The sequence below is a fragment of the Streptomyces racemochromogenes genome (assembly GCF_039535215.1).
Classification (GTDB): Bacteria; Actinomycetota; Actinomycetes; order Streptomycetales; family Streptomycetaceae; genus Streptomyces; species Streptomyces racemochromogenes.
On the sequence record NZ_BAAAWT010000001.1, the window covers coordinates 4,829,297 to 4,847,916 of the forward strand.

The 18,620-nt window shown below is 72.1% G+C and carries 19 protein-coding genes and 1 tRNA gene; 13 read left to right on the top strand and 7 right to left on the bottom strand.

Going from position 1 to position 18,620, the window contains the following annotated elements; all coding sequences use genetic code 11:
* Positions 1–5: 5 nt before the first annotated feature.
* Positions 6–2,738, bottom strand: a complete 2,733-nt coding sequence (gene aceE / locus ABD973_RS22235) for a pyruvate dehydrogenase (acetyl-transferring), homodimeric type (protein ID WP_125595429.1) — start codon at positions 2,736–2,738, stop codon at positions 6–8.
* Positions 2,739–3,176: 438 nt separating this feature from the next.
* Here aceE and ABD973_RS22240 point away from each other — a divergent pair, with 438 nt between their 5' ends.
* The 6 genes from ABD973_RS22240 (at position 3,177) to ABD973_RS22265 (ending at position 7,767) form a co-directional block, all read left to right on the top strand.
* Positions 3,177–3,602, top strand: coding sequence for a DUF3052 domain-containing protein (locus ABD973_RS22240; RefSeq protein ID WP_185899372.1), 426 nt, complete (start codon positions 3,177–3,179; stop codon positions 3,600–3,602).
* A 241-nt stretch (positions 3,603–3,843) separates the two neighbouring features.
* Complete coding sequence (locus ABD973_RS22245) at positions 3,844–4,302, top strand: peroxiredoxin (RefSeq protein ID WP_007263894.1); 459 nt, start codon at positions 3,844–3,846, stop codon at positions 4,300–4,302.
* A gap of 170 nt (positions 4,303–4,472) precedes the next feature.
* A complete protein-coding gene (locus tag ABD973_RS22250; RefSeq protein WP_007263893.1) occupies positions 4,473–5,048 on the top strand; it encodes a TerD family protein in 576 nt (191 codons plus the stop codon).
* A 126-nt stretch (positions 5,049–5,174) separates the two neighbouring features.
* Positions 5,175–5,750, top strand: coding sequence for a TerD family protein (locus tag ABD973_RS22255; RefSeq protein WP_007263892.1), 576 nt, complete (start codon positions 5,175–5,177; stop codon positions 5,748–5,750).
* Between the two features lie 25 nt (positions 5,751–5,775).
* Positions 5,776–6,909, top strand: coding sequence for a DUF475 domain-containing protein (locus ABD973_RS22260; RefSeq protein ID WP_125595431.1), 1,134 nt, complete (start codon positions 5,776–5,778; stop codon positions 6,907–6,909).
* A gap of 117 nt (positions 6,910–7,026) precedes the next feature.
* Entirely contained in the window at positions 7,027–7,767 is a 741-nt protein-coding gene (locus ABD973_RS22265; protein ID WP_125821030.1) for a TerD family protein, read from the top strand.
* A 93-nt stretch (positions 7,768–7,860) separates the two neighbouring features.
* Here ABD973_RS22265 and ABD973_RS22270 read toward each other — a convergent pair whose 3' ends face one another.
* On the bottom strand, positions 7,861–8,643 hold the full coding sequence (locus ABD973_RS22270; RefSeq protein WP_345504692.1) for a TerD family protein: 783 nt from the start codon (positions 8,641–8,643) through the stop codon (positions 7,861–7,863).
* Positions 8,644–8,837: 194 nt separating this feature from the next.
* Between ABD973_RS22270 and ABD973_RS22275 the strand changes: the two genes are divergently transcribed.
* From ABD973_RS22275 to ABD973_RS22290, 4 genes are read left to right on the top strand one after another with little or no spacing between them, the layout of a single operon-like run.
* The gene (locus ABD973_RS22275) at positions 8,838–10,013 is read left to right on the top strand and encodes an HpcH/HpaI aldolase/citrate lyase family protein (protein ID WP_125821029.1); all 1,176 of its coding nucleotides are present in this window, start codon (positions 8,838–8,840) and stop codon (positions 10,011–10,013) included.
* Positions 10,014–10,024: 11 nt separating this feature from the next.
* Positions 10,025–12,580: a phosphoribosyltransferase gene (locus tag ABD973_RS22280; RefSeq protein ID WP_125821028.1), complete on the top strand. Its 2,556-nt coding sequence runs from the start codon at positions 10,025–10,027 to the stop codon at positions 12,578–12,580.
* Positions 12,577–13,410, top strand: coding sequence for an HAD family hydrolase (locus ABD973_RS22285; RefSeq protein ID WP_125821027.1), 834 nt, complete (start codon positions 12,577–12,579; stop codon positions 13,408–13,410). Before ABD973_RS22280 ends, ABD973_RS22285 begins: the two co-directional genes overlap by 4 nt.
* A gap of 36 nt (positions 13,411–13,446) precedes the next feature.
* Positions 13,447–14,106 (top strand): O-methyltransferase, encoded by a 660-nt coding sequence (locus ABD973_RS22290; RefSeq protein WP_125821026.1) that lies wholly within the window; start codon positions 13,447–13,449, stop codon positions 14,104–14,106.
* A gap of 42 nt (positions 14,107–14,148) precedes the next feature.
* On the opposite strand, the gene ABD973_RS22295 is transcribed toward ABD973_RS22290, so the two are convergent.
* From ABD973_RS22295 to ABD973_RS22305, 3 genes are all read right to left on the bottom strand, one after another.
* Entirely contained in the window at positions 14,149–14,361 is a 213-nt protein-coding gene (locus ABD973_RS22295) for an FmdB family zinc ribbon protein (RefSeq protein ID WP_125821025.1), read from the bottom strand.
* 9 nt (positions 14,362–14,370) lie between these two features.
* Entirely contained in the window at positions 14,371–15,090 is a 720-nt protein-coding gene (locus ABD973_RS22300) for a DUF4383 domain-containing protein (protein ID WP_206436511.1), read from the bottom strand.
* A 441-nt stretch (positions 15,091–15,531) separates the two neighbouring features.
* Positions 15,532–16,776, bottom strand: a complete 1,245-nt coding sequence (locus ABD973_RS22305; protein ID WP_345501712.1) for a hypothetical protein — start codon at positions 16,774–16,776, stop codon at positions 15,532–15,534.
* 106 nt (positions 16,777–16,882) lie between these two features.
* Between ABD973_RS22305 and ABD973_RS22310 the strand changes: the two genes are divergently transcribed.
* A tRNA-Val gene (locus tag ABD973_RS22310) sits at positions 16,883–16,957 on the top strand.
* A 60-nt stretch (positions 16,958–17,017) separates the two neighbouring features.
* Here the strand turns inward: ABD973_RS22310 and ABD973_RS34790 are convergent.
* Positions 17,018–17,092 carry a 50S ribosomal protein bL37 gene (locus ABD973_RS34790; RefSeq protein WP_099895366.1) on the bottom strand — a complete coding sequence of 25 codons (75 nt, stop codon included), beginning with the start codon at positions 17,090–17,092 and terminating at the stop codon, positions 17,018–17,020.
* A 91-nt stretch (positions 17,093–17,183) separates the two neighbouring features.
* Between ABD973_RS34790 and ABD973_RS22315 the strand changes: the two genes are divergently transcribed.
* The gene (locus ABD973_RS22315; RefSeq protein WP_241253225.1) at positions 17,184–17,825 is read left to right on the top strand and encodes a TRADD-N-associated membrane domain-containing protein; all 642 of its coding nucleotides are present in this window, start codon (positions 17,184–17,186) and stop codon (positions 17,823–17,825) included.
* Between the two features lie 7 nt (positions 17,826–17,832).
* Entirely contained in the window at positions 17,833–18,063 is a 231-nt protein-coding gene (locus ABD973_RS22320) for a DUF2277 domain-containing protein (protein ID WP_125595440.1), read from the top strand.
* An 11-nt stretch (positions 18,064–18,074) separates the two neighbouring features.
* On the opposite strand, the gene ABD973_RS22325 is transcribed toward ABD973_RS22320, so the two are convergent.
* Positions 18,075–18,560: a hypothetical protein gene (locus tag ABD973_RS22325; RefSeq protein ID WP_345501715.1), complete on the bottom strand. Its 486-nt coding sequence runs from the start codon at positions 18,558–18,560 to the stop codon at positions 18,075–18,077.
* Between the last annotated feature and the right edge of the window lie 60 nt (positions 18,561–18,620).

Sequence of the window (18,620 nt, forward strand, 5' to 3'; positions counted from 1 at the left end):
AGGCGTCAGGCGTCGCCGCCCGCCGCGCCCGGGTCGGCCGCCGCCACGTCCAGCAGCTGGTACCGGTCGACGGCCTGCTTCAGCACCGAACGGTCGACCTTGCCCTCCCGGGCCAGCTCGGTGAGCACCGCCAGGACCACCGACTGGGCGTCGATGTGGAAGAAGCGCCGCGCCGCGCCGCGCGTGTCCGCGAAGCCGAAGCCGTCCGCGCCCAGCGAGGTGTAGGCGCCCGGCACCCAGCGCGAGATCTGGTCCGGCACCGCGCGCATCCAGTCCGAGACCGCCACGAACGGCCCCTCCGCACCCGACAGCTTCCGCGTCACGTACGGGACGCGCTGCTCCTCCTCCGGGTGGAGCAGGTTGTGCTCCTCCACCTCGACGGCCTCGCGGCGCAGCTCGTTCCAGGAGGTCGCCGACCAGACGTCCGCCCGGACGTTCCAGTCGGCCGCCAGGATCCGCTGGGCCTCCAGGGCCCACGGCACCGCCACGCCGGAGGCCATGATCTGCGCCGAGACCGCGCCGGAGGTGCCCTGCGAGACCCGGTGGATGCCCTTGAGGATGCCGTCCACGTCGACGTCCGCCGGCTCGGCCGGGTGCTGGATCGGCTCGTTGTAGACGGTCAGGTAGTAGAAGACGTCCTCGGCGTCGGGCCCGTACATGCGCCGCAGCCCGTCCTTGACGATGTGCGCGATCTCGTAGCCGTAGGCCGGGTCGTACGCGACGCAGCCCGGGTTCGTCGACGCCAGCAGCAGGGAGTGACCGTCGGCGTGCTGGAGGCCCTCACCCGTCAGGGTGGTCCGGCCGGCGGTCGCGCCCAGGACGAAACCGCGCGCCAGCTGGTCGGCCATCTGCCAGAACTGGTCACCGGTGCGCTGGAAACCGAACATCGAGTAGAAGACGTAGACCGGGATCAGCGGCTCGCCGTGCGTCGCGTACGCCGAACCCGCGGCGATCAGCGAGGCCGTGCAGCCCGCCTCCGAGATGCCGTCGTGCAGCATCTGGCCGGTCGGGGACTCCTTGTACGCGAGGAGCAGCTCGCGGTCGACCGCCTCGTACTGCTGCCCCAGCGGGTTGTAGATCTTGGCGCTCGGGAAGAACGCGTCCATGCCGAAGGTGCGGTACTCGTCCGGGGCGATCAGCACGAAGCGCTTGCCGATCTCCTTGTCTCGCATCAGGTCCTTCAGGATGCGGACGAAGGCCATCGTGGTGGCGATCGACTGCTGCCCGGAGCCCTTCTTGGCCGCCGCGTACGTCTTCTCGTCCGGCAGCTGCAGCGGCTTGGCCCGCACCACGCGCGTCGGCACGTAGCCGCCGTGGGCGCTGCGCTGGTCGTGCATGTACTGGATCTCGGGCGAGTTGCGGCCCGGGTGGTAGTACGGCGGGGCGCCGCTCTCCAGCTGGGCGTCCGTGACCGGGATGTGCAGGCGGTCCCGGAAGCGCTTGAGGTCGTCGACCGTCAGCTTCTTCATCTGGTGCGTGGCGTTGCGGCCCTCGAAGTTCGGGCCGAGCGTCCAGCCCTTGACCGTCTGCGCCAGGATCACCGTCGGCTGGCCCTTGTGGGCCTTGGCGGCCGCGTACGCGGCGTAGACCTTCTTGTGGTCGTGACCGCCGCGGCCCAGGTGCTGGATCTGCTGGTCGGTCATGTTCTCGACCATCGCGCGCAGCCGCTGGTCGCCGCCGAAGAAGTGCTCCCGGATGTACGCGCCCGACTCGGTGGCGTACGTCTGGAACTGCCCGTCGGGGGTCGAGTTCATCTTGTTGACCAGGATGCCGTCGCGGTCCTGCGCCAGCAGCGGGTCCCAGGAGCGGTCCCAGATCAGCTTGATGACGTTCCAGCCGGCCCCGCGGAAGATCGACTCCAGCTCCTGGATGATCTTGCCGTTGCCGCGCACCGGGCCGTCGAGGCGCTGGAGGTTGCAGTTCACGACGAAGGTCAGGTTGTCCAGGCCCTCGCGCGCCGCCAGCGACAGCTGGCCCAGCGACTCCGGCTCGTCCATCTCGCCGTCGCCGAGGTACGCCCAAACGTGGGACTTGGAGGTGTCCGCGATCCCGCGCGCCTCCATGTACCGGTTCATCCGCGCCTGGTAGATCGCCCCGAGCGGGCCGAGGCCCATCGAGACCGTCGGGAACTCCCAGAAGTCCGGCATCAGCCGCGGGTGCGGGTAGCTGGACAGGCCGTGCGGGGCCTTCGACTTCTCCTGCCGGAACGAGTCGAGCTGCTGCTCGGAGAGCCGGTCCAGGAGGTAGGCGCGGGCGTAGATGCCCGGGGAGGCGTGGCCCTGGAAGAAGATCTGGTCGCCGCCGTCGCCCTCGTCCTTGCCCCGGAAGAAGTGGTTGAAGCCCACGTCGTAGAGGGAGGCGGAGGAGGCGAACGTGGCGATGTGGCCGCCGACGCCGATTCCCGGGCGCTGGGCGCGGGAGACCATGACCGCGGCGTTCCAGCGGGTCGCGTTCAGGACCTTGCGCTCGATCTCCTCGTTCCCGGGGAAGAACGGCTCGTCCTTGGTGGCGATGGTGTTGACGTAGTCCGTGCTGCGCATCTCCGGAACGGCCACGCGCTTCTCGCGGGCCCGCTCGATCAGCCGCAGCATCAGGTAGCGGGCGCGCTCGCGGCCCCGCTCGTCGACCGCGGCGTCGAGGGAGTCGAGCCACTCCTTCGTCTCCTCCGGATCGAAGTCCGGGACCTGGCTCGGAAGACCGCCAATGATGATCGGGTTGCGATCGGATGCGGAAGCCACGCTGTTCCTTCGCTGTCGGGGGAGTCGTGCCCTGGGTCGCCGCCTCCCATGGTCTTACGCCCGGCCCGAATCTTCACCTCTACCACTGGGTAACACCTCGAGCGGCGAAGGAGCGGCCGGTGTGCCCTGGCCGGCTGCCGGGCCGAATCGCAACCTTACGCCCAAGGCGATCACCCGGATCGTAAGGACGTTCGTCGCTCAAACAGGTAGGAAAGTCCTCATGCGATGCCGAATGAGCTGGAATGGTGTGGGATGAATCACCGGTGGTCCATCAGGGAAGCCTGAAAGTTGCGGCGAGACGGCCGTAATCGTCACCGTTTAGACGGTCTCGGCGGCCGGGTACTTGCGCGATCCGCCGCGCCCGTGTGGACTACGCCCAATGCTGCGCGTACGCGCGCCGCCGAAAGACATTCACCGAACATGAGCAGGAGGCACCCCGTGAGCGCGACCGCGGACCACGCGGAGAGCCTGGCCGCCCGGCTGGGTTTCCAGTCCGAACAGGTGGTCCAGGAGATCGGCTACGACGAGGACGTCGATCAGGAATTCCGTGACGCCGTCGAGAAGCTCGTCAGCGAGCTCGCCGACGAGGAATACGACGACGTCGCCGACGCGGTGCTGTTGTGGTTCCGCGACGAGGACGGCGATCTGACGGACGCCCTGGTCGATGCGACCGAGCTGGTCGAGGACGGCGCACTGATCCTGCTGCTGACCCCCAAGACGGGCCGTGACGGATACATCGAGGCCAGCGACATCAGCGAGGCCGCCGAGACGGCCGGACTGTCGCTCGCCAAGGGCGGCCCCGTCGGCAAGGAGTGGACCTCCACCAAGCTGGTGACGCCGAAGGCGGCCAAGTCCAAGCGCTGATCTGCGCCCCGCAGCCAAGCGGAACGCACACCCCGCCGACCGGGACTCCCCGGCCGGCGGGGTGTGCGCGTTCAGGGACCGGGCGCCGGCGCGGGCGGCGCGGGCGGTACGTCCCCGCGGCCGCCGGCGCGGGCGGCGCTTCCGGCGCGCCGCTGCGGTCCGCCCCGCGGGGGCGGGCCGTAGGCTGGGTCTCACCCGAACGGCCCCGTGCGGGGACGCAGGAAACGAAGGGATGCGAGAGATGGCGATCGAGGTCGGACACAAGGCCCCGGACTTCGAGCTCAAGGACAACCACGGCGCCACCGTGAGGCTCTCCGACTTCCGCGGCGAGAAGGCCGTGGTGCTGCTCTTCTACCCCTTCGCCTTCACCGGCGTCTGCACGGGTGAGCTGTGCGAGCTGCGCGACCAGCTGCCCCGCTTCCAGAACGACGACGTGCAGCTGCTGGCCGTCTCCAACGACTCGGTCCCGACCCTGCGCGTCTTCGCCGAGCAGGAGGGCCTGGAGTACCCGCTGCTGTCCGACTTCTGGCCGCACGGCGAGACCTCCCGCGCCTACGGCGTCTTCGACGAGGACAAGGGCTGCGCCGTCCGCGGCACCTTCGTCATCGACAAGGACGGCATCGTGCGCTGGACCGTCGTCAACGGCCTGCCCGACGCGCGTGACCTGAACGAGTACATCAAGGCCCTCGACAGCCTCTGAGGCGCCCCGACGGCTCCCGTACCGGGCCGGAGCCGGCCCGTGAGCGGACCCGTCCTCGGCTTCCGCACGAAAACCGCCTGTGGGCGGGAACCCGTCACTAGGATCGAACCGTTGATCCGGTAGCAACGCACGACGGGGCCCCGCCCCATACGAATACCAATGGAGGACCCGTGGGAGTCAGCCTCAGCAAGGGCGGCAACGTCTCGCTGACCAAGGCCGCGCCTAACCTGACGGCGGTCATCGTCGGTCTGGGCTGGGACGCTCGCACCACCACCGGTGTCGACTTCGACCTCGACGCCAGCGCGATCCTGACCAACGACCAGGGCAAGGTCGCCAACGACTCGAACTTCGTGTTCTTCAACAACCTGAAGAGCCCGGACGGGTCGGTCGAGCACACCGGTGACAACACCACCGGCGAGGGCGAGGGCGACGACGAGGCCATCAAGGTCAACCTCGCCGGCGTCCCGGGCGACGTCGCCAAGATCGTCTTCCCGGTCTCGATCTACGAGGCCGAGACCCGCCAGCAGAGCTTCGGCCAGGTCCGCAACGCCTACATCCGCGTCGTGAACCAGGCCGACAACACCGAGCTCGCCCGCTACGACCTCTCCGAGGACGCCTCGACCGAGACCGCCATGGTCTTCGGCGAGCTGTACCGCAACGGCGCCGAGTGGAAGTTCCGCGCCATCGGCCAGGGCTACGCCTCGGGTCTGCGCGGCATCGCGCAGGACTTCGGCGTCAACGTCTGAGCCGAAACCCCAGAGCAGTTCGTCCGTCCGGCGCCGTGCACCCCTGTGTACGGCGCCGGACCGGCTTTGCCACCATGAGCGGGTGGCTCGGCCACCACCATCACGTCGTCCGGGGAGGACCACATCATGGGCGTCACACTCGCCAAGGGGGGCAACGTCTCGCTGTCCAAGGCCGCACCGAACCTCACCCGGGTTCTGGTCGGACTGGGATGGGACGCGCGCTCGACCACGGGGGCGGACTTCGACCTCGACGCCAGCGCACTGCTGTGCAACAGCGGCCGGGTGCTGGGGGACGAGTACTTCGTCTTCTACAACAACCTCAAGAGCCCCGAGGGCTCCGTCGAACACACTGGGGACAACCTCACCGGCGAGGGTGAAGGCGACGACGAGTCGATCATCATCGACCTCACGAAGGTCCCCGCCCAGGTCGACAAGATCGTCTTCCCGGTCTCGATCCACGAGGCGGACTCCCGCCGGCAGAGCTTCGGCCAGGTGAGCAACGCCTTCATCCGCGTGGTGAACATGGCCGACGACCAGGAACTCGCCCGCTACGACCTGACCGAGGACGCCTCCAGCGAGACCGCGATGATCTTCGGCGAGGTCTACCGGTACGGGGGTGAGTGGAAGTTCCGTGCGGTAGGACAGGGGTACGCGTCGGGGCTGCGGGGCATCGCTCTAGACTTCGGGGTCAACGTTTCGTAAAGCCGTACAAGACGATGGGGTGCCAGTGGTTCTCAAAACCTTCGGCTGGTCGTTCGCAGTCACTGCGCTCGGTCTGGTCGCAGCGGTGTTCTACGGGGGGTGGACCGCTTTTGGGATCGTGGCGATCCTGTCCGTCCTCGAAATCTCGCTGTCCTTCGACAACGCGGTGGTCAACGCCGGAATCCTGAAGAAGATGAACGCCTTCTGGCAGAAGATCTTCCTCACGGTCGGCGTTCTCATCGCCGTGTTCGGCATGCGGCTGGTCTTCCCCGTCGTCATCGTGGCGATCAGCGCCAAGATCGGGCCCATCGAGGCCGTCAATCTGGCGTTGACCGACAAGGAGATGTACGAGCAGCTGGTGACGGACGCCCATCCGTCCATCGCCGCCTTCGGCGGGATGTTCCTGCTGATGATCTTCCTCGACTTCATCTTCGAGGACCGCGACATCAAGTGGCTCGCCTGGCTGGAGCGCCCGCTCGCCAAGCTCGGCAAGATCGACATGCTGTCGGCGTGCATCGCGCTGATCGTCCTCGTGATCACCTCGATGACCTTCGCCGCCCACGCCCACCAGCACGGCGGCGTCCACGTCGACAAGGCGCAGACCGTCCTGGTCTCCGGCGTCCTCGGCCTGATCACCTACATGATCGTCGGCGGTCTCTCCGGCTACTTCGAGAACAAGCTCGAAGAAGAGGAAGAGGCCGAGCACGAGGCCGAGGAGGAGGCCAAGAAGACCGGCAAGCCCGTCTCGGCCGTCGCCATGGCCGGCAAGGCCGCGTTCTTCATGTTCCTCTACCTCGAGGTCCTCGACGCCTCCTTCTCCTTCGACGGAGTCATCGGCGCCTTCGCCATCACCAACGACATCGTGCTCATGGCCCTCGGCCTCGGCATCGGTGCCATGTACGTCCGCTCGCTCACGGTCTACCTGGTCCGCCAGGGCACCCTCGACGACTACGTCTACCTGGAGCACGGCGCGCACTACGCGATCGGCGCCCTCGCCGTGATCCTGCTCGTCACCATCCAGTACGAGATCAACGAGGTCATCACCGGCCTCGTCGGCGTCGTGCTCATCGCCTGGTCCTTCTGGTCCTCCGTGCGCCGCAACAAGCGGCTGGAGGCCGAGGGCGGAGAGAGCCCCGCGGAGGTCGGTGCCGGGGTGTGACCCGGCGCTGATTGCGGAACGCTTCCAGTAACGACGGGGCGGCCGCGCGGATCCACTGGACCGCGCGGCCGCCTCGCCGCATTCTCCGCTGCACGGACCGACCTGGGGGGTTGGAACATGGGGTTCTTCGACGGGATCAGGGGCGCTCGCGCCATGGGCTTCGACTCGGGCAACGCCTCGTCGAACGCCATCGAGCTCACCCGGCGGCAGCCGACGGTGTCGCTCACCAAACAGCAGGCCGTCCACGGCAACATGCGCGTGAACCTGTCCTGGCGGATGCGCACCTCCGACTTCGGGGGCCGCTCCGGCCAGAGCGGGCAGCTCTTCCGGCACCCGTTCAAACTCTTCAAACCCGACATGGTGCAGGCCCACACCCAGGGCATGGTCAACGTGGACCTGGACATGGGCTGCCTCTACGAGCTGACCGACGGCACCCGCGGCGCCGTCCAGCCGCTGGGCAACCTGCTCGGCGACCTCAACGACCCGCCCTACGTGAAGCTCAGCGGCGACGACCGCTTCGGCTCGGCCTCGGGGGAGACCCTCTACGTCAACCTCGACCACGCCGAAGAGATCAAACGGCTGCTGGTCTTCGTCTACATCTACGACCAGACCCCGGCCTTCGACCGGACCCACGCCCTGGTCACCCTCTACCCGACCGCCGGGCCCCGGATCGAGATCCCGCTGGACGAGCGGCACCCGCAGGCCCGCTCCTGCGCGGTGCTGTCCATGGAGAAGGTCAGGGGCGAGCTGATCGTGCGCCGCGAGGTGAAGTTCGTGTACGGGTTCCAGGCCGAGCTGGACCGGCTGTACGGCTGGGGGCTCCAGTGGGGTCGGGGCTACAAGAGCACCAAGGCCTGAGAGCAGGGTGCGGGGCGGGGGCCGGGAAGCCCCCGTCCCGTCAGCGGCGTCAGCGGCGTCGGCGGCGCCAGTGGCGTCTGCGGCCTCCCGGCCTCAGCGGCGGATGAACTGCGGACCCTGCACCGGCAGCCGGAACGACGGGTCCCCGCCCGGAGCCGGCACCGGCACCGGCGACACCGGCTGCGGGTACCCGTACGCGGGCTGGGCGGCCGGCGGGGCCTGCGTGACCGGGGTCTGCGCCGGCGGCCGCATCGCGGCGGTCCGGTCGTCCCCCGGAGCGCCGGCGCCGGCCGGGGCAGGCTCCGGCGCCGCTCCCGCCGCCTCGGCGGCGTTCTCGTCGACGGAGATCCCGTGGTCGGTGGCCAGTCCCACCAGGCCGTCGGAGTAGCCCTCGCCCAGGGCGCGGAACTTCCACCCCTCGCCCCGGCGGTACAGCTCCCCGCAGATCAGCGCCGTCTCGGCGCCGGTCTCCGGGCGGACGTCGAAGTGGGCCAGCGGCTCGGGAGCGCCGGCCGGCGTGGCGTCGTACAGCTGGATCCGCAGGTCACGGACCTGCTCGAACGGCACGTCCTCGGCGGAGGCCACCACCAGGACCCGGTCCACGGCCGACGGCACGGACCGCAGGTCCGCCTGGACCGCGTCGGTGACCCCGTCGCCCACCTGCTTCTTGCCCAGCCGCCACACGGACCCCGAAGGGTGCCGCGGCTGGTTGTAGAAGACGAAGTCCTCGTCCGAGCGCACGCGCCCGTCCGCCCCCACGAGCAGCGCGGAGGCGTCCACGTCCGGCACCTCCGGTCCGGTGGTCCAGCGCAGCACCGCCCGTACCGCCGTGGCGGTCACCGGGATGTTGGAGCCCTTCTGCATCGCGTGCGTCATGCCCGTCATCCTGCCCTCCCGGGGCCGACCGGGACAATGCGGCCCCCCGTAGGGCCTTGTACCGGACGCGAGAGCTGGGCATGGTGCAAGAGGGTTACCTGAACTTCATGTGCTTGAGGAACTCTTGACTCACGTTCGTACGTACTATTACCGGCCACGCCAGTTGGGCCGCCGAGGCAGTACGGGGGAAGCGCATGCGTCACTTCGGGCACATATCGCCCACTGTTCGCAAGGACCTCTTCCACCAGGAGCCGGCGGAGTTCGACCTGGCCTCCCCGGCCCGCACCCTCGCGGCCGCCCTCGGAGCCACCCTCTACAGCCCGGCCGTCCGCCCCAGGCTGGCCGACGACATCCGCAAGCAGGCCGGGCGGGGCGTCGTCTCCATGGTCCTCTGCCTGGAGGATTCCATCAGCGACGCCGAGGTCGTGGGCGGCGAGGAGAACCTCGTCCGGCAGTTCGCGGCCCTCGAGGCCGAAGGCCCCGGCCCCCACGGGCTGCCGCTCCTGTTCATCCGCGTGCGCACCCCCGAGCAGATACCCGACCTCGTCCGGCGGCTCGGGGCCTCGGCCCGGAACCTGGCCGGATTCGTACTACCGAAGTTCACCGAAAGCCGTGGCACGGCCTTCCTGGACGCCGTCGCGGACGCCGAGGCGGAGGCCGGACTGCCCCGCCTGTATGCCATGCCCGTCCTGGAGACCCCCGACCTCCTCCACCTGGAGACCCGCGCCCCGGCCCTCGCCGGCATCAAGCACACCGTCAACCGCTACCGCGAGCGGGTCCTCGCCCTGCGCCTGGGCGTCACCGACTTCTGCTCCGTGTACGGACTGCGCCGCACCCCCGACATGACCGCCTACGACGTCCAGATCGTCGCCGGCGTCATCGCCGACGTGGTCAACGTCCTCGGCCGCGCCGACGGCACCGGCTTCACCGTCACCGGCCCCGTCTGGGAGTACTTCCGCAGCCAGCAGCGCCTCTTCAAGCCGCAGCTGCGCCGCAGCCCCTTCCTGGAGGAGGGCGTGGAGGAGCTGCGCACCGCGCTGATCGAACACGACCTGGACGGCCTGCTGCGGGAGATCGAGCTCGACCGCGCCAACGGGCTGACCGGCAAGACCTGCATCCACCCGGGCCACGTCACGCCGGTGCACGCGCTGTCGGTGGTCTCCCACGAGGAGTTCAGCGACGCCCAGGACATCCTGCGCCCCGAGCGCGGCGGCGGCGGAGTGATGCGCTCCGCCTACACGAACAAGATGAACGAGGTGAAGCCCCACCGGGCCTGGGCCGAGCGCACCATGCTGCGCGCCGAGGTCTTCGGTGTGGCGAAGGAGGAGGTCGGCTTCGTCGACCTCCTGACGGCCGGGCTCCAGGTGTGAGCGGGCCGGCCATGACGAGGAAGGGCAAGACGATCGACACGGTGTGGTCGGGAACCTGGGTCGCCGAGCGGCTGGGCGTGGACCTGAGCGGAGCCGACGGGGGGCCCTCGCCCGAGCTGAGGGAACTGCTCGGGCTGGCCCTGCGGCGCAACCCGAAGCGGGCCCACCTGCTGGTCTCCCAGGTGCTGGGCAAGCACGTCCCGCAGTCGCCCGCCGCCGTCTACGCGGCCGGGCACGGGCTCGGCGTCCGGGTCCGCGAGCTGCTCGGCGACTCGGCCGCCGACGCGGTCGTCCTCGGCTACGCGGAGACCGCCACCGGGCTCGGCCACTGCGTCGCCGACGGCCTGGGCCCCGCCCCCTACCTGCACTCCACGCGCCGCCCGGTGCCCGGGCTGCGGCCGGCGGGCGGGTTCGAGGAGGCCCACTCGCACGCCACGTCCCACCTCCTGCTGCCCGAGGACCCCGCGCTGCTGGCGGGGGAGGGGCCGCTGGTCCTCGTCGACGACGAGTTCTCCACCGGCAACACCGTCCTGAACACCATCCGCGACCTGCACGCCCGCCACCCGCGCACGCACTACGTGGTCGTCGCCCTCGTGGACATGCGCTCCGCCGCCGACCGCGACCGGCTCACCGGCTTCGCCGCCGAGCTGGGCGCGCGGGTGGACCTGATCGCCCTGGCGTCCGGGACGGTCTCCCTCCCGGACGGGGTCCTGGAGAAGGGGCGGGCCCTGGTGGAGGAACACGACCCGGCACCGGGCACGGCCGCGGGCACCACGCCCCCGGCCGACCCTGCCGCCGCCGGCGCCCCGGAGGGCACGGCCCCGCGCGGCACGGCCTCGGAGGGCACGGTCCCGCACGGCGCGGCCCCGGACCCTGAGGTTCCGGTGGTCACCCGGGTGCCGCTCGGCTGGCCCGCCGGGCTGCCCGACGGCGGCCGCCACGGCTTCACCGCCGCCCACCGCGAGGAACTGGAGGCCGCCCTGCCCGCCATGGCCGCGCGGCTCGCCGACGCGCTCGGCGCGCGGCCCGGACGAGTCCTCGTACTCGGCAACGAGGAGCTGATGTACGCGCCGCTGCGCCTCGCGCGGGCCCTGGAGGAGTCCGGGACGGCCCGCGAGGTGCGGTTCTCCACCACCACCCGCTCGCCCGTCCTCGCCGTCGACGACCCCGGCTACGCCATCCGCACCCGGCTGGTCTTCCCCGCCCACGACGCCCCCGCCGACGGGCCCGGCGACCGCTACGCCTACAACGTCGCCGGCGCCGGCTTCGACACCGTCGTCGCCGTCGTCGACTCCGCCGGGGACACCCCCGAGCTGCACACCGGCCTGCTGGCCCGGCTCGCCCCGCACACCGGCCGGGTCGTCCTGGCCGTCGTCCCGTCCTACGTACCCGACGACCGGCAGGAGCCGACCGTGACCCAGCCCCCGCTGCCCGAACCGCTGCGGGGGCCGGCCTTCTCCTCGTACGCCCCCGAGGACGTCGGCTGGCTCCTGCAGGACCTCTCCGACGTGCGGCTGGAGGCCCCGACCGAGGAGCGCGAGGAGGCCATCCAGGCCGGCGGCGCCCACTACGCCGAGTCCCTGCCCGTCGAGTACCAGCCCTCACCGCGCTACCAGGAGCTCTACCGCGGCGCCCTGGAGGCCTCGGCCGCCCGGATCGCCCGCGCCGTCGGCACCGTCACCGAGACCGTGCTCGCCGAACGCTCCCCCTCGCCCGTACTGGTCTCCCTGGCCCGCGCCGGCACGCCCGTCGGCGTACTGATGCGCCGCTGGGCCCGCGCCCGGCACGGCCTGGACCTGCCGCACTACGCCGTCTCCATCGTCCGGGGACGCGGCATCGACGCCAACGCCCTGCGCTGGCTCGCCGCCCACCACGACCCCGCCGACGTCGTCTTCGTCGACGGCTGGACCGGCAAGGGCGCCATCACCCGCGAGCTGCGCGAGGCCCTGGAGGAGTTCCCCGGCTTCGACCCGGAGATCGTCGTCCTCGCCGACCCCGGCTCCTGCGTCAAGACCTACGGCACCCGCGAGGACTTCCTGATCCCCTCCGCCTGCCTCAACTCCACCGTTTCCGGACTCGTCTCGCGTACGGTGCTCAGGTCCGACCTGGTCGGCCCCCACGACTTCCACGGCGCGAAGTTCTACCGGGAGCTGGCCGGGGCCGATGTCTCCGCCGCCTTCGTCGACACCGTCGCCGACCGCTTCGACGAGGTCGCCGACGCCGTCGCCGCCGAGGTCAAGGAGCTCCTCGCCGCCGACCGCACCCCGACATGGGTGGGCTGGGCGGCGGTGGAACGGATCAGCGAGGAGTACGGCATCCACGACGTGAACCTCGTCAAGCCCGGCGTAGGCGAGACCACGCGCGTGCTGCTGCGCCGCGTGCCGTGGAAGATCCTGGCCCGGCGCGGGGCCGGCTCCGACCTGGACCACGTACGCCTGCTGGCCGCGCAGCGCGGGGTACCGGTCGAGGAGGCCGACGACCTCCCGTACACCTGTGTAGGACTCATCCACCCCCGCTTCACGCGCGGCGCCACGGGCGCCGACGGAAAGGCAGTGGCCTCCCAGTGACCCGCCAAGAGACCGTCCTCGTAGCCAGTGACCTCGACCGGACGCTCATCTACTCCTCGGCCGCCCTCGGCCTGACCGTGCCCGACCCGCAGGCCCCCCGGCTGCTGTGCGTCGAGGTGCACGAGGGCAGGCCGCTGTCCTTCATGACGGAGACGGCCGCGGCGCTGCTCGCCGCACTGGCCGCCGACCCGTCGGCGGTCTTCGTCCCCACCACCACCCGCACCCGCAAGCAGTACCAGCGCATCCGCTTCCCCGGCCCCCCGGCCCGGTACGCCATCTGCGCCAACGGCGGCCAGCTGCTGGTGGACGGCGTCCCCGACCGGGACTGGCGGCGCGCGGTCGCAGGACGCCTCGCGGCGGAGTGCGCCCCGCTGGAGGAGGTGCACCAGCACCTGGTCGCCGTCTCCGACCCCGTGTGGCTGCGCAAGACGCGCCTCGCCGAGGACCTCTTCGCGTACCTCGTCGTCGAACGGGCGCTGGTGCCCGACGAGTGGCTCAAGGCCCTCACCGAGTGGGCCGGGGCCCGGGGCTGGACGGTCTCCCTCCAGGGCCGCAAGATCTACGCCGTCCCGCGCCCGCTGACCAAGAGCGCCGCGATGCGCGAGGTCGTCCGCCGCACGGGAGCGGCCACCACCCTCGCCGCCGGCGACTCCCTGCTCGACGCCGACCTGCTGCTCGCGGCCGACCGGGCCTGGCGGCCGGGGCACGGCGAACTGGCCGACGCGGGCTGGACCGCCCCCACGGTGACCGCCCTGAGCGCGGCGGGCGTCCTGGCGGGCGAGGAGATCGTCCGCGAGTTCGTCCGGGCGGTCGGCACACCGGCCGCATGACCCCGGGCCGCCGCGGGCGGTTGGCACACTGACCGCATGACCAAGGGCAACAGCACCAAGATCACCGACGAGCTCTACCAGTACGTCCTGGCCCACAACCCCCCGCTGGACGAGATCCAGCGGGGGCTCGTGCGGACCACCTGGGAGAAGTTCCCCGAGTCGGCCGGCATGCAGTCCGCGGAGGAACAGGGCCCGCTGCTGGCCTTCCTGGTCCGGCTGACCGGCGCCCGCCACATCGTGGAGATCGGCACCTTCACCGGCTTCTCGGCCCTGTCCATGGCCCAGGCCCTCCCCGCCGACGGGCGCCTGATCGCCTGCGACGTCTCGCAGGAGTGGACGGCCTACGGCCGCGAGGCCTGGGCCGCGGCCGGCGTCGCGGACCGCATCGACCTGCGCATCGCCCCCGCGCTGGAGACGCTGCGCGCCATGCCCGAGGAGCCGCACATCGACATGGCGTACGTCGACGCGGACAAGGAGAACCAGATCCTCTACTGGGAGGAACTGGTGCCGAGGCTGCGGCCGGGCGGCCTGATCGTCACCGACAACACCCTGTACCACGGCACCGTTCTCGACGAGTCACCGCAGAGCCGCGGCGCGAGCGTCCGCGCGTTCAACGAGCACGCCAAGGCCGACACCCGCATGGACTCCGTCCTGCTGGCGATCTCGGACGGCCTGACCCTCTCGCGCAAGCGCTGAGCGCAAGTGCCGAGTGCCGAGTGCCCGGCGCCCGGCGCCCGCTCAGCCGCAGCCGCCCCCGCCGCAGCAGCCGCCCCCGGCGGCGGGCGCGGGCGCGGGGGCACTGCTGGTCCCGCCGACGGCGACGGCGGAGAGCAGCTTGACGGTGTCGGCGTGCCCCGCGGGGCAGTCGGCGGGCGCGGACGACTCGGCCATCGGCCGGCTGACCTCAAAGGTGTCGTCGCAGGTCCGGCAGCGGTATTCGTAACGAGGCATGCGCACAGGCTACGCAGTGGGGCGGCCCGACCGGAATCCCTCGCGGACCCGCGTCTCGCGCGCCGCCTGTTCGGGGTGGCGGGCGCGCCAGTACGGATTGTCGTGCGGCAGGGCGCTGCCCACCCGCCCGTACATCCCGAACCACATCAGCATCACGCCGACGACGAAGCTGAACAGCACGTTCGGGATGTGGAACGCCAGGAAGTTCAGGTCGGTGTCCAGCAGGGCGAGGTTGACGAACCCGCTCACGATGAAGGCGATCCCGAGCACGATGTTCAGGGTGGAGGCGAAGGTCCCGCCGATCACCATCCCGGCGAACAGCAGTGCGCCGATGAGGATCGACAGCACGCTCAGCGCGCCGTTCGTGTTCAGGGCCAGCACCGTGTCGCCGCCCGTGTCGAAGAAGCCGATCCGGTCGATCAGGCCCAGGATGCCGAAGGCCACCAGCAGCAGCCCGGTCAGGCCCGCGCCGATCCGGTACACCTTGCTGAGCTTGTGGTCGGCGGGGAGGTGCTCGTCCAGCCGGGCGTTGACCGGGTGCAGCATCCGCTCCAGCCGGCGCGGCCCCTGCCGTTCCGGCGGGGGACCGTACGGCTCGTGCGGCACGTACGGCGCGTAGTGCTCGTGCGGCTCGGTGCACCCGTACGCCGCGTGCGCCACGTACGGCTCGTGGGGTACCGGGGGAGCCGGCCGGCGCGTGCGGGGACGGTGGAACGTGTGGGCAGCCATGGCGCCCTCCTCAGTCCTCTGTTCCGTTCCAGCATCCGCCGCCGCCCCCGCCCAGGCCACCCCACCGCCCACAGCCCGCACCGCCCCGCCGCCCGCGGCCCCGCCCGCCCGCCCCTGCCCGTCCGCGCCCGCCTGCCTGCGCCCGCGCCTGCCCGACTGCGCGCCGCCCGCGCCTGCCCGACCGCGCGCCGCCCGCGCCTGCCCGACCGCGCGCCGCCCGCGCCTGCCCGACCGCGCGCCGCCTGCGCCCTGGCTACCCCGCCGCGGGCAGCCCGCACCTCCCCGCCCGACCGCGCGCCGCCTGCGCCTGCCCGACCGCGGCCGCGCCCGCCCGCCCGCCCGCCGCCTGCGCCTGCCCGACCGTGCGCCGCCCGCGCCCTGGCTACCCGCCCGCGCGCAGCCCGCACCTCCCCGCCCGCCCGCGCGCAGCCCGCGGCCTCGCTACCCGACCGCGCGCTCGCCGCGGATGTCCGATACCACCCGGGCCACCGCCGCCCGGACCTGCTCCAGTTCCTGGAGGAAGTGCCAGTAGTCCGGGTGCCGCCCCTCCAGCCCGGCCAGCGCCCGCTCCATCCGCGCCACCGACTCGTCCAGCGGCCGGGCGTGCCGCGGATCGGGCACGCTCCGGCCGGCCATCGCCAGCCGCTGCGCGTCCCGGATCGCGAAGCGGGTCCGCTCCACCTCGGCCTTCGGGTCCCGCGCCACCGCCTCCAGCCGCGTGAGCCGGTCCTGCGCGGCCGACACCGCCTCGTCGGTGGCGTCCAGCGCGGCCCGCACCGCCTCGACCAGTGCCGTTACGTCGGCCCAGCGCTGTTCCTCGCGCGCCCGGGCGGCCTCAGCCAGCCGGTCCTCCGCCTGCGCGACGTCCCGCACCGCCTGGTCGGGGACGTGCTGGAGGTCCTGCCAGCAGGCCGCGCTGAACCGGCGCCTCAGCTCGCTGAGCACCGGATCCACCCGGTCCGCCCGGTTGCGCAGCGCCTGCGCCCGGGTCCGCAGGCTCACCAGCCGCCGGTCGATCTCCGCGGCCCGCTCCGGCAGCCGCGCCGCCTCGGCCCGCACGGCCTCCGCGTCCCGCAGGATCCGGTCGGCACGCTGCACCGTCTCCTTCACCCCGTGCAGGGCCGCGCCCTGGTTCAGCTTCGTCAGCTCCGGCCCCAGCGCCGCCAGCCGCGCCGCGAGGTCGTCGGCCCGCATCCCCCCGGCCCGAGCCGCGTCCAGCGCGTCACTCGCCGCCAGCAGCGCGGCCCGCGCCCGCTCCCGCGCCGGCGCGACCCGCGCCAGCTGCGTCTCCGCCTTGTCCAGCAGCGGCTGCAGCCCCTGCGCGAACCGCTCCAGCTCCCCCTTGACCCGCACCAGCTCGTCCCGCGCCCGCGTCAGCTGCTGCCGCGCCTGCGCCGCAGCGGAGCCCTCCAGGTCGACGCGGTCCAGGTCGTGCGCGTCGACGGCCTCGATGTAGGCGTGGCTGACCTCGTCGATCCGCCGCCCGAGCGCGGCGAACCCCTCGGCGGCCTGCCGCGCCGCGGGAGACCCGTCCGCGGCGGCGATGGTCTCCATGGAGATCCGCAGATCCCGCTGCGCGGTGTCCAGCTCGTAGAACGCGGCCGCGGCGGCGTCCTTGGCCGCCTGCGCATCCGCCCGCCGACCCTCGTCCCGCCCGCCGAACCACCGCCGGGATGCCGTCGTCACAGTCCCACTCCCGTACCCCGTCCGCCCGTGCCCCGGTCCATTCTCCCCCAAGGGAACGAGATTGCGTGGGGGGTCCGCCCTGCATGTAGGCTGTCCACTCGTCCACGGGTGTGTAGCTCAGGGGTAGAGCGCTGCTCTTACAAAGCAGATGTCGGCGGTTCGAAACCGTCCACGCCCACCAGTGCGAGAGGCCCCCGACCGGTTGCGGTCGGGGGCCTCTTTGTGTGTCTGGGTTCGCGGTTCAGGCGTTGGGGCGCTTGCCGTGGTTGGCCTTCTTCTTCTTGCGGGCGCGCTTCTTGTTTCCTCGCTTGGCCATGTGTCGCTCCCTGGGGGCCGGAAGGGTCGGGCGTTCGTCAGTCTAGGTTCCGGGCCGGTTTCCCGCGCGGTGGGGCGGGGAACTGGAAGGTGTGGCAGGCGCGGCGGAGTGGGTCTGGGTCGTGGGGCTCGGCGTGGCCGGGCTCGGGCTGCTGACGGCTGCGGTGATGAGCCGGGCGCGGTTCGAGCGGGAGCGGGACGCCGAGCGGCAGAGGCTCCTCGCGGGGCTGGGCGGCGGGCCGCGGGACGAGGGCGAGCCGCGGCTGGTCGACGCCGGGGCGCACCGGGGGGCGCCGGCCGAGCTGGGGGACCGGCACGACGACTTCACCCCGATCCTGGTGGAGTACTACGCCTACGGGCTGACGCAGGCGCGCAGCAGCTTCGCGACCAGCCAGCTGTTCGCCGGGGTCGGTGCGGCCGTGCTGCTCTTCGGGGTCGGGCTTGCCGTGTGGAAGGCCGAGGACGCCGGGGACGCCTACCTCGGGGTGGTCACCAGCTCCGTCGGTCTTGTCGTCACCCTCGTCGGGCAGCTGTTCCACCGGCGCGCGGACCTGGCCCTGCGGCACATGGCCGCCCAGACGGCCGCCCTGCGCGAGGACCGGCGGGCCGCGGAGAGCACCCAGCAGGCGATGGGGCTCCTGGAGGACGTAGCCGACCCGGTGCTGCGCGCAAGGCTGCAGGCCGCGCTCATCATGAAGCTTTCCGGGGCCGAGCTGCCGCCGTCCGCGCCATAGTGGAGGTATGTGCCGCTCCATTAAGACCCTGCGCCCGCCCGCCATCCCCGAGAAGGCCACCGAGGAGGAGATCCGGGCGGCCGCGCTCCAGTACGTACGCAAGGTGTCCGGCTTCCGTGCTCCGGCCGCGCACAACCAGGAGGTGTTCGACGCCGCCGTGGACGCCGTCGCGGAGGCGACCGCCGCGCTGCTCGACGGGGTGCAGGTCCGGGGCCGGACGTCCGCCGCGGCGGTCTGACCGGCCGGCCGTCAGCGGGCGTGGGCCCAGCGGCGGCGCAGCAGCCAGACGCCGGTGCCGAGCGCGCCGGCCGCCAGGGTGCCGCCGAGGGCGATCCGGGCCGGGCTCATGGCGTCGATGCTGCCGCCGAGGCCGCCGCGGGCGGCGCCGGGGCTGATGGTGAGGGTCACCGTGACGCGGCGGCCGCTGCCGCCGCAGTCGAAGGTCACGGGGTAGGAGCCGGCGGCGGCGTCGCGGTAGACGGTTGCGGAGCCGGTGAAGCCGTACGCGCGGCTCGCCGGGGAGAGGGAGACGTCGCCGAAGGCGCGGGAGGACGCCCGCGCGGCCGAGCTGTCGCAGCCGTCGACGGTGAGGGTGACGCGGCTGCCGGGCGCGACGGTGCCCGGGGAGACCGTGGCGGAGGGGGCGGCTGAGGCGGGTGTGACGGTCGCGGCGATGAGTGCCGCGGCCGCGATCCCGGTCAGGCGGCGCCGGTTGCGCGTGCGCGTGGGGGACATGGAGGGGGCTCCTCGGGCTCGTCGAAACGGCGCGGCCAGGGCCGGACGTCGACGCGTTCG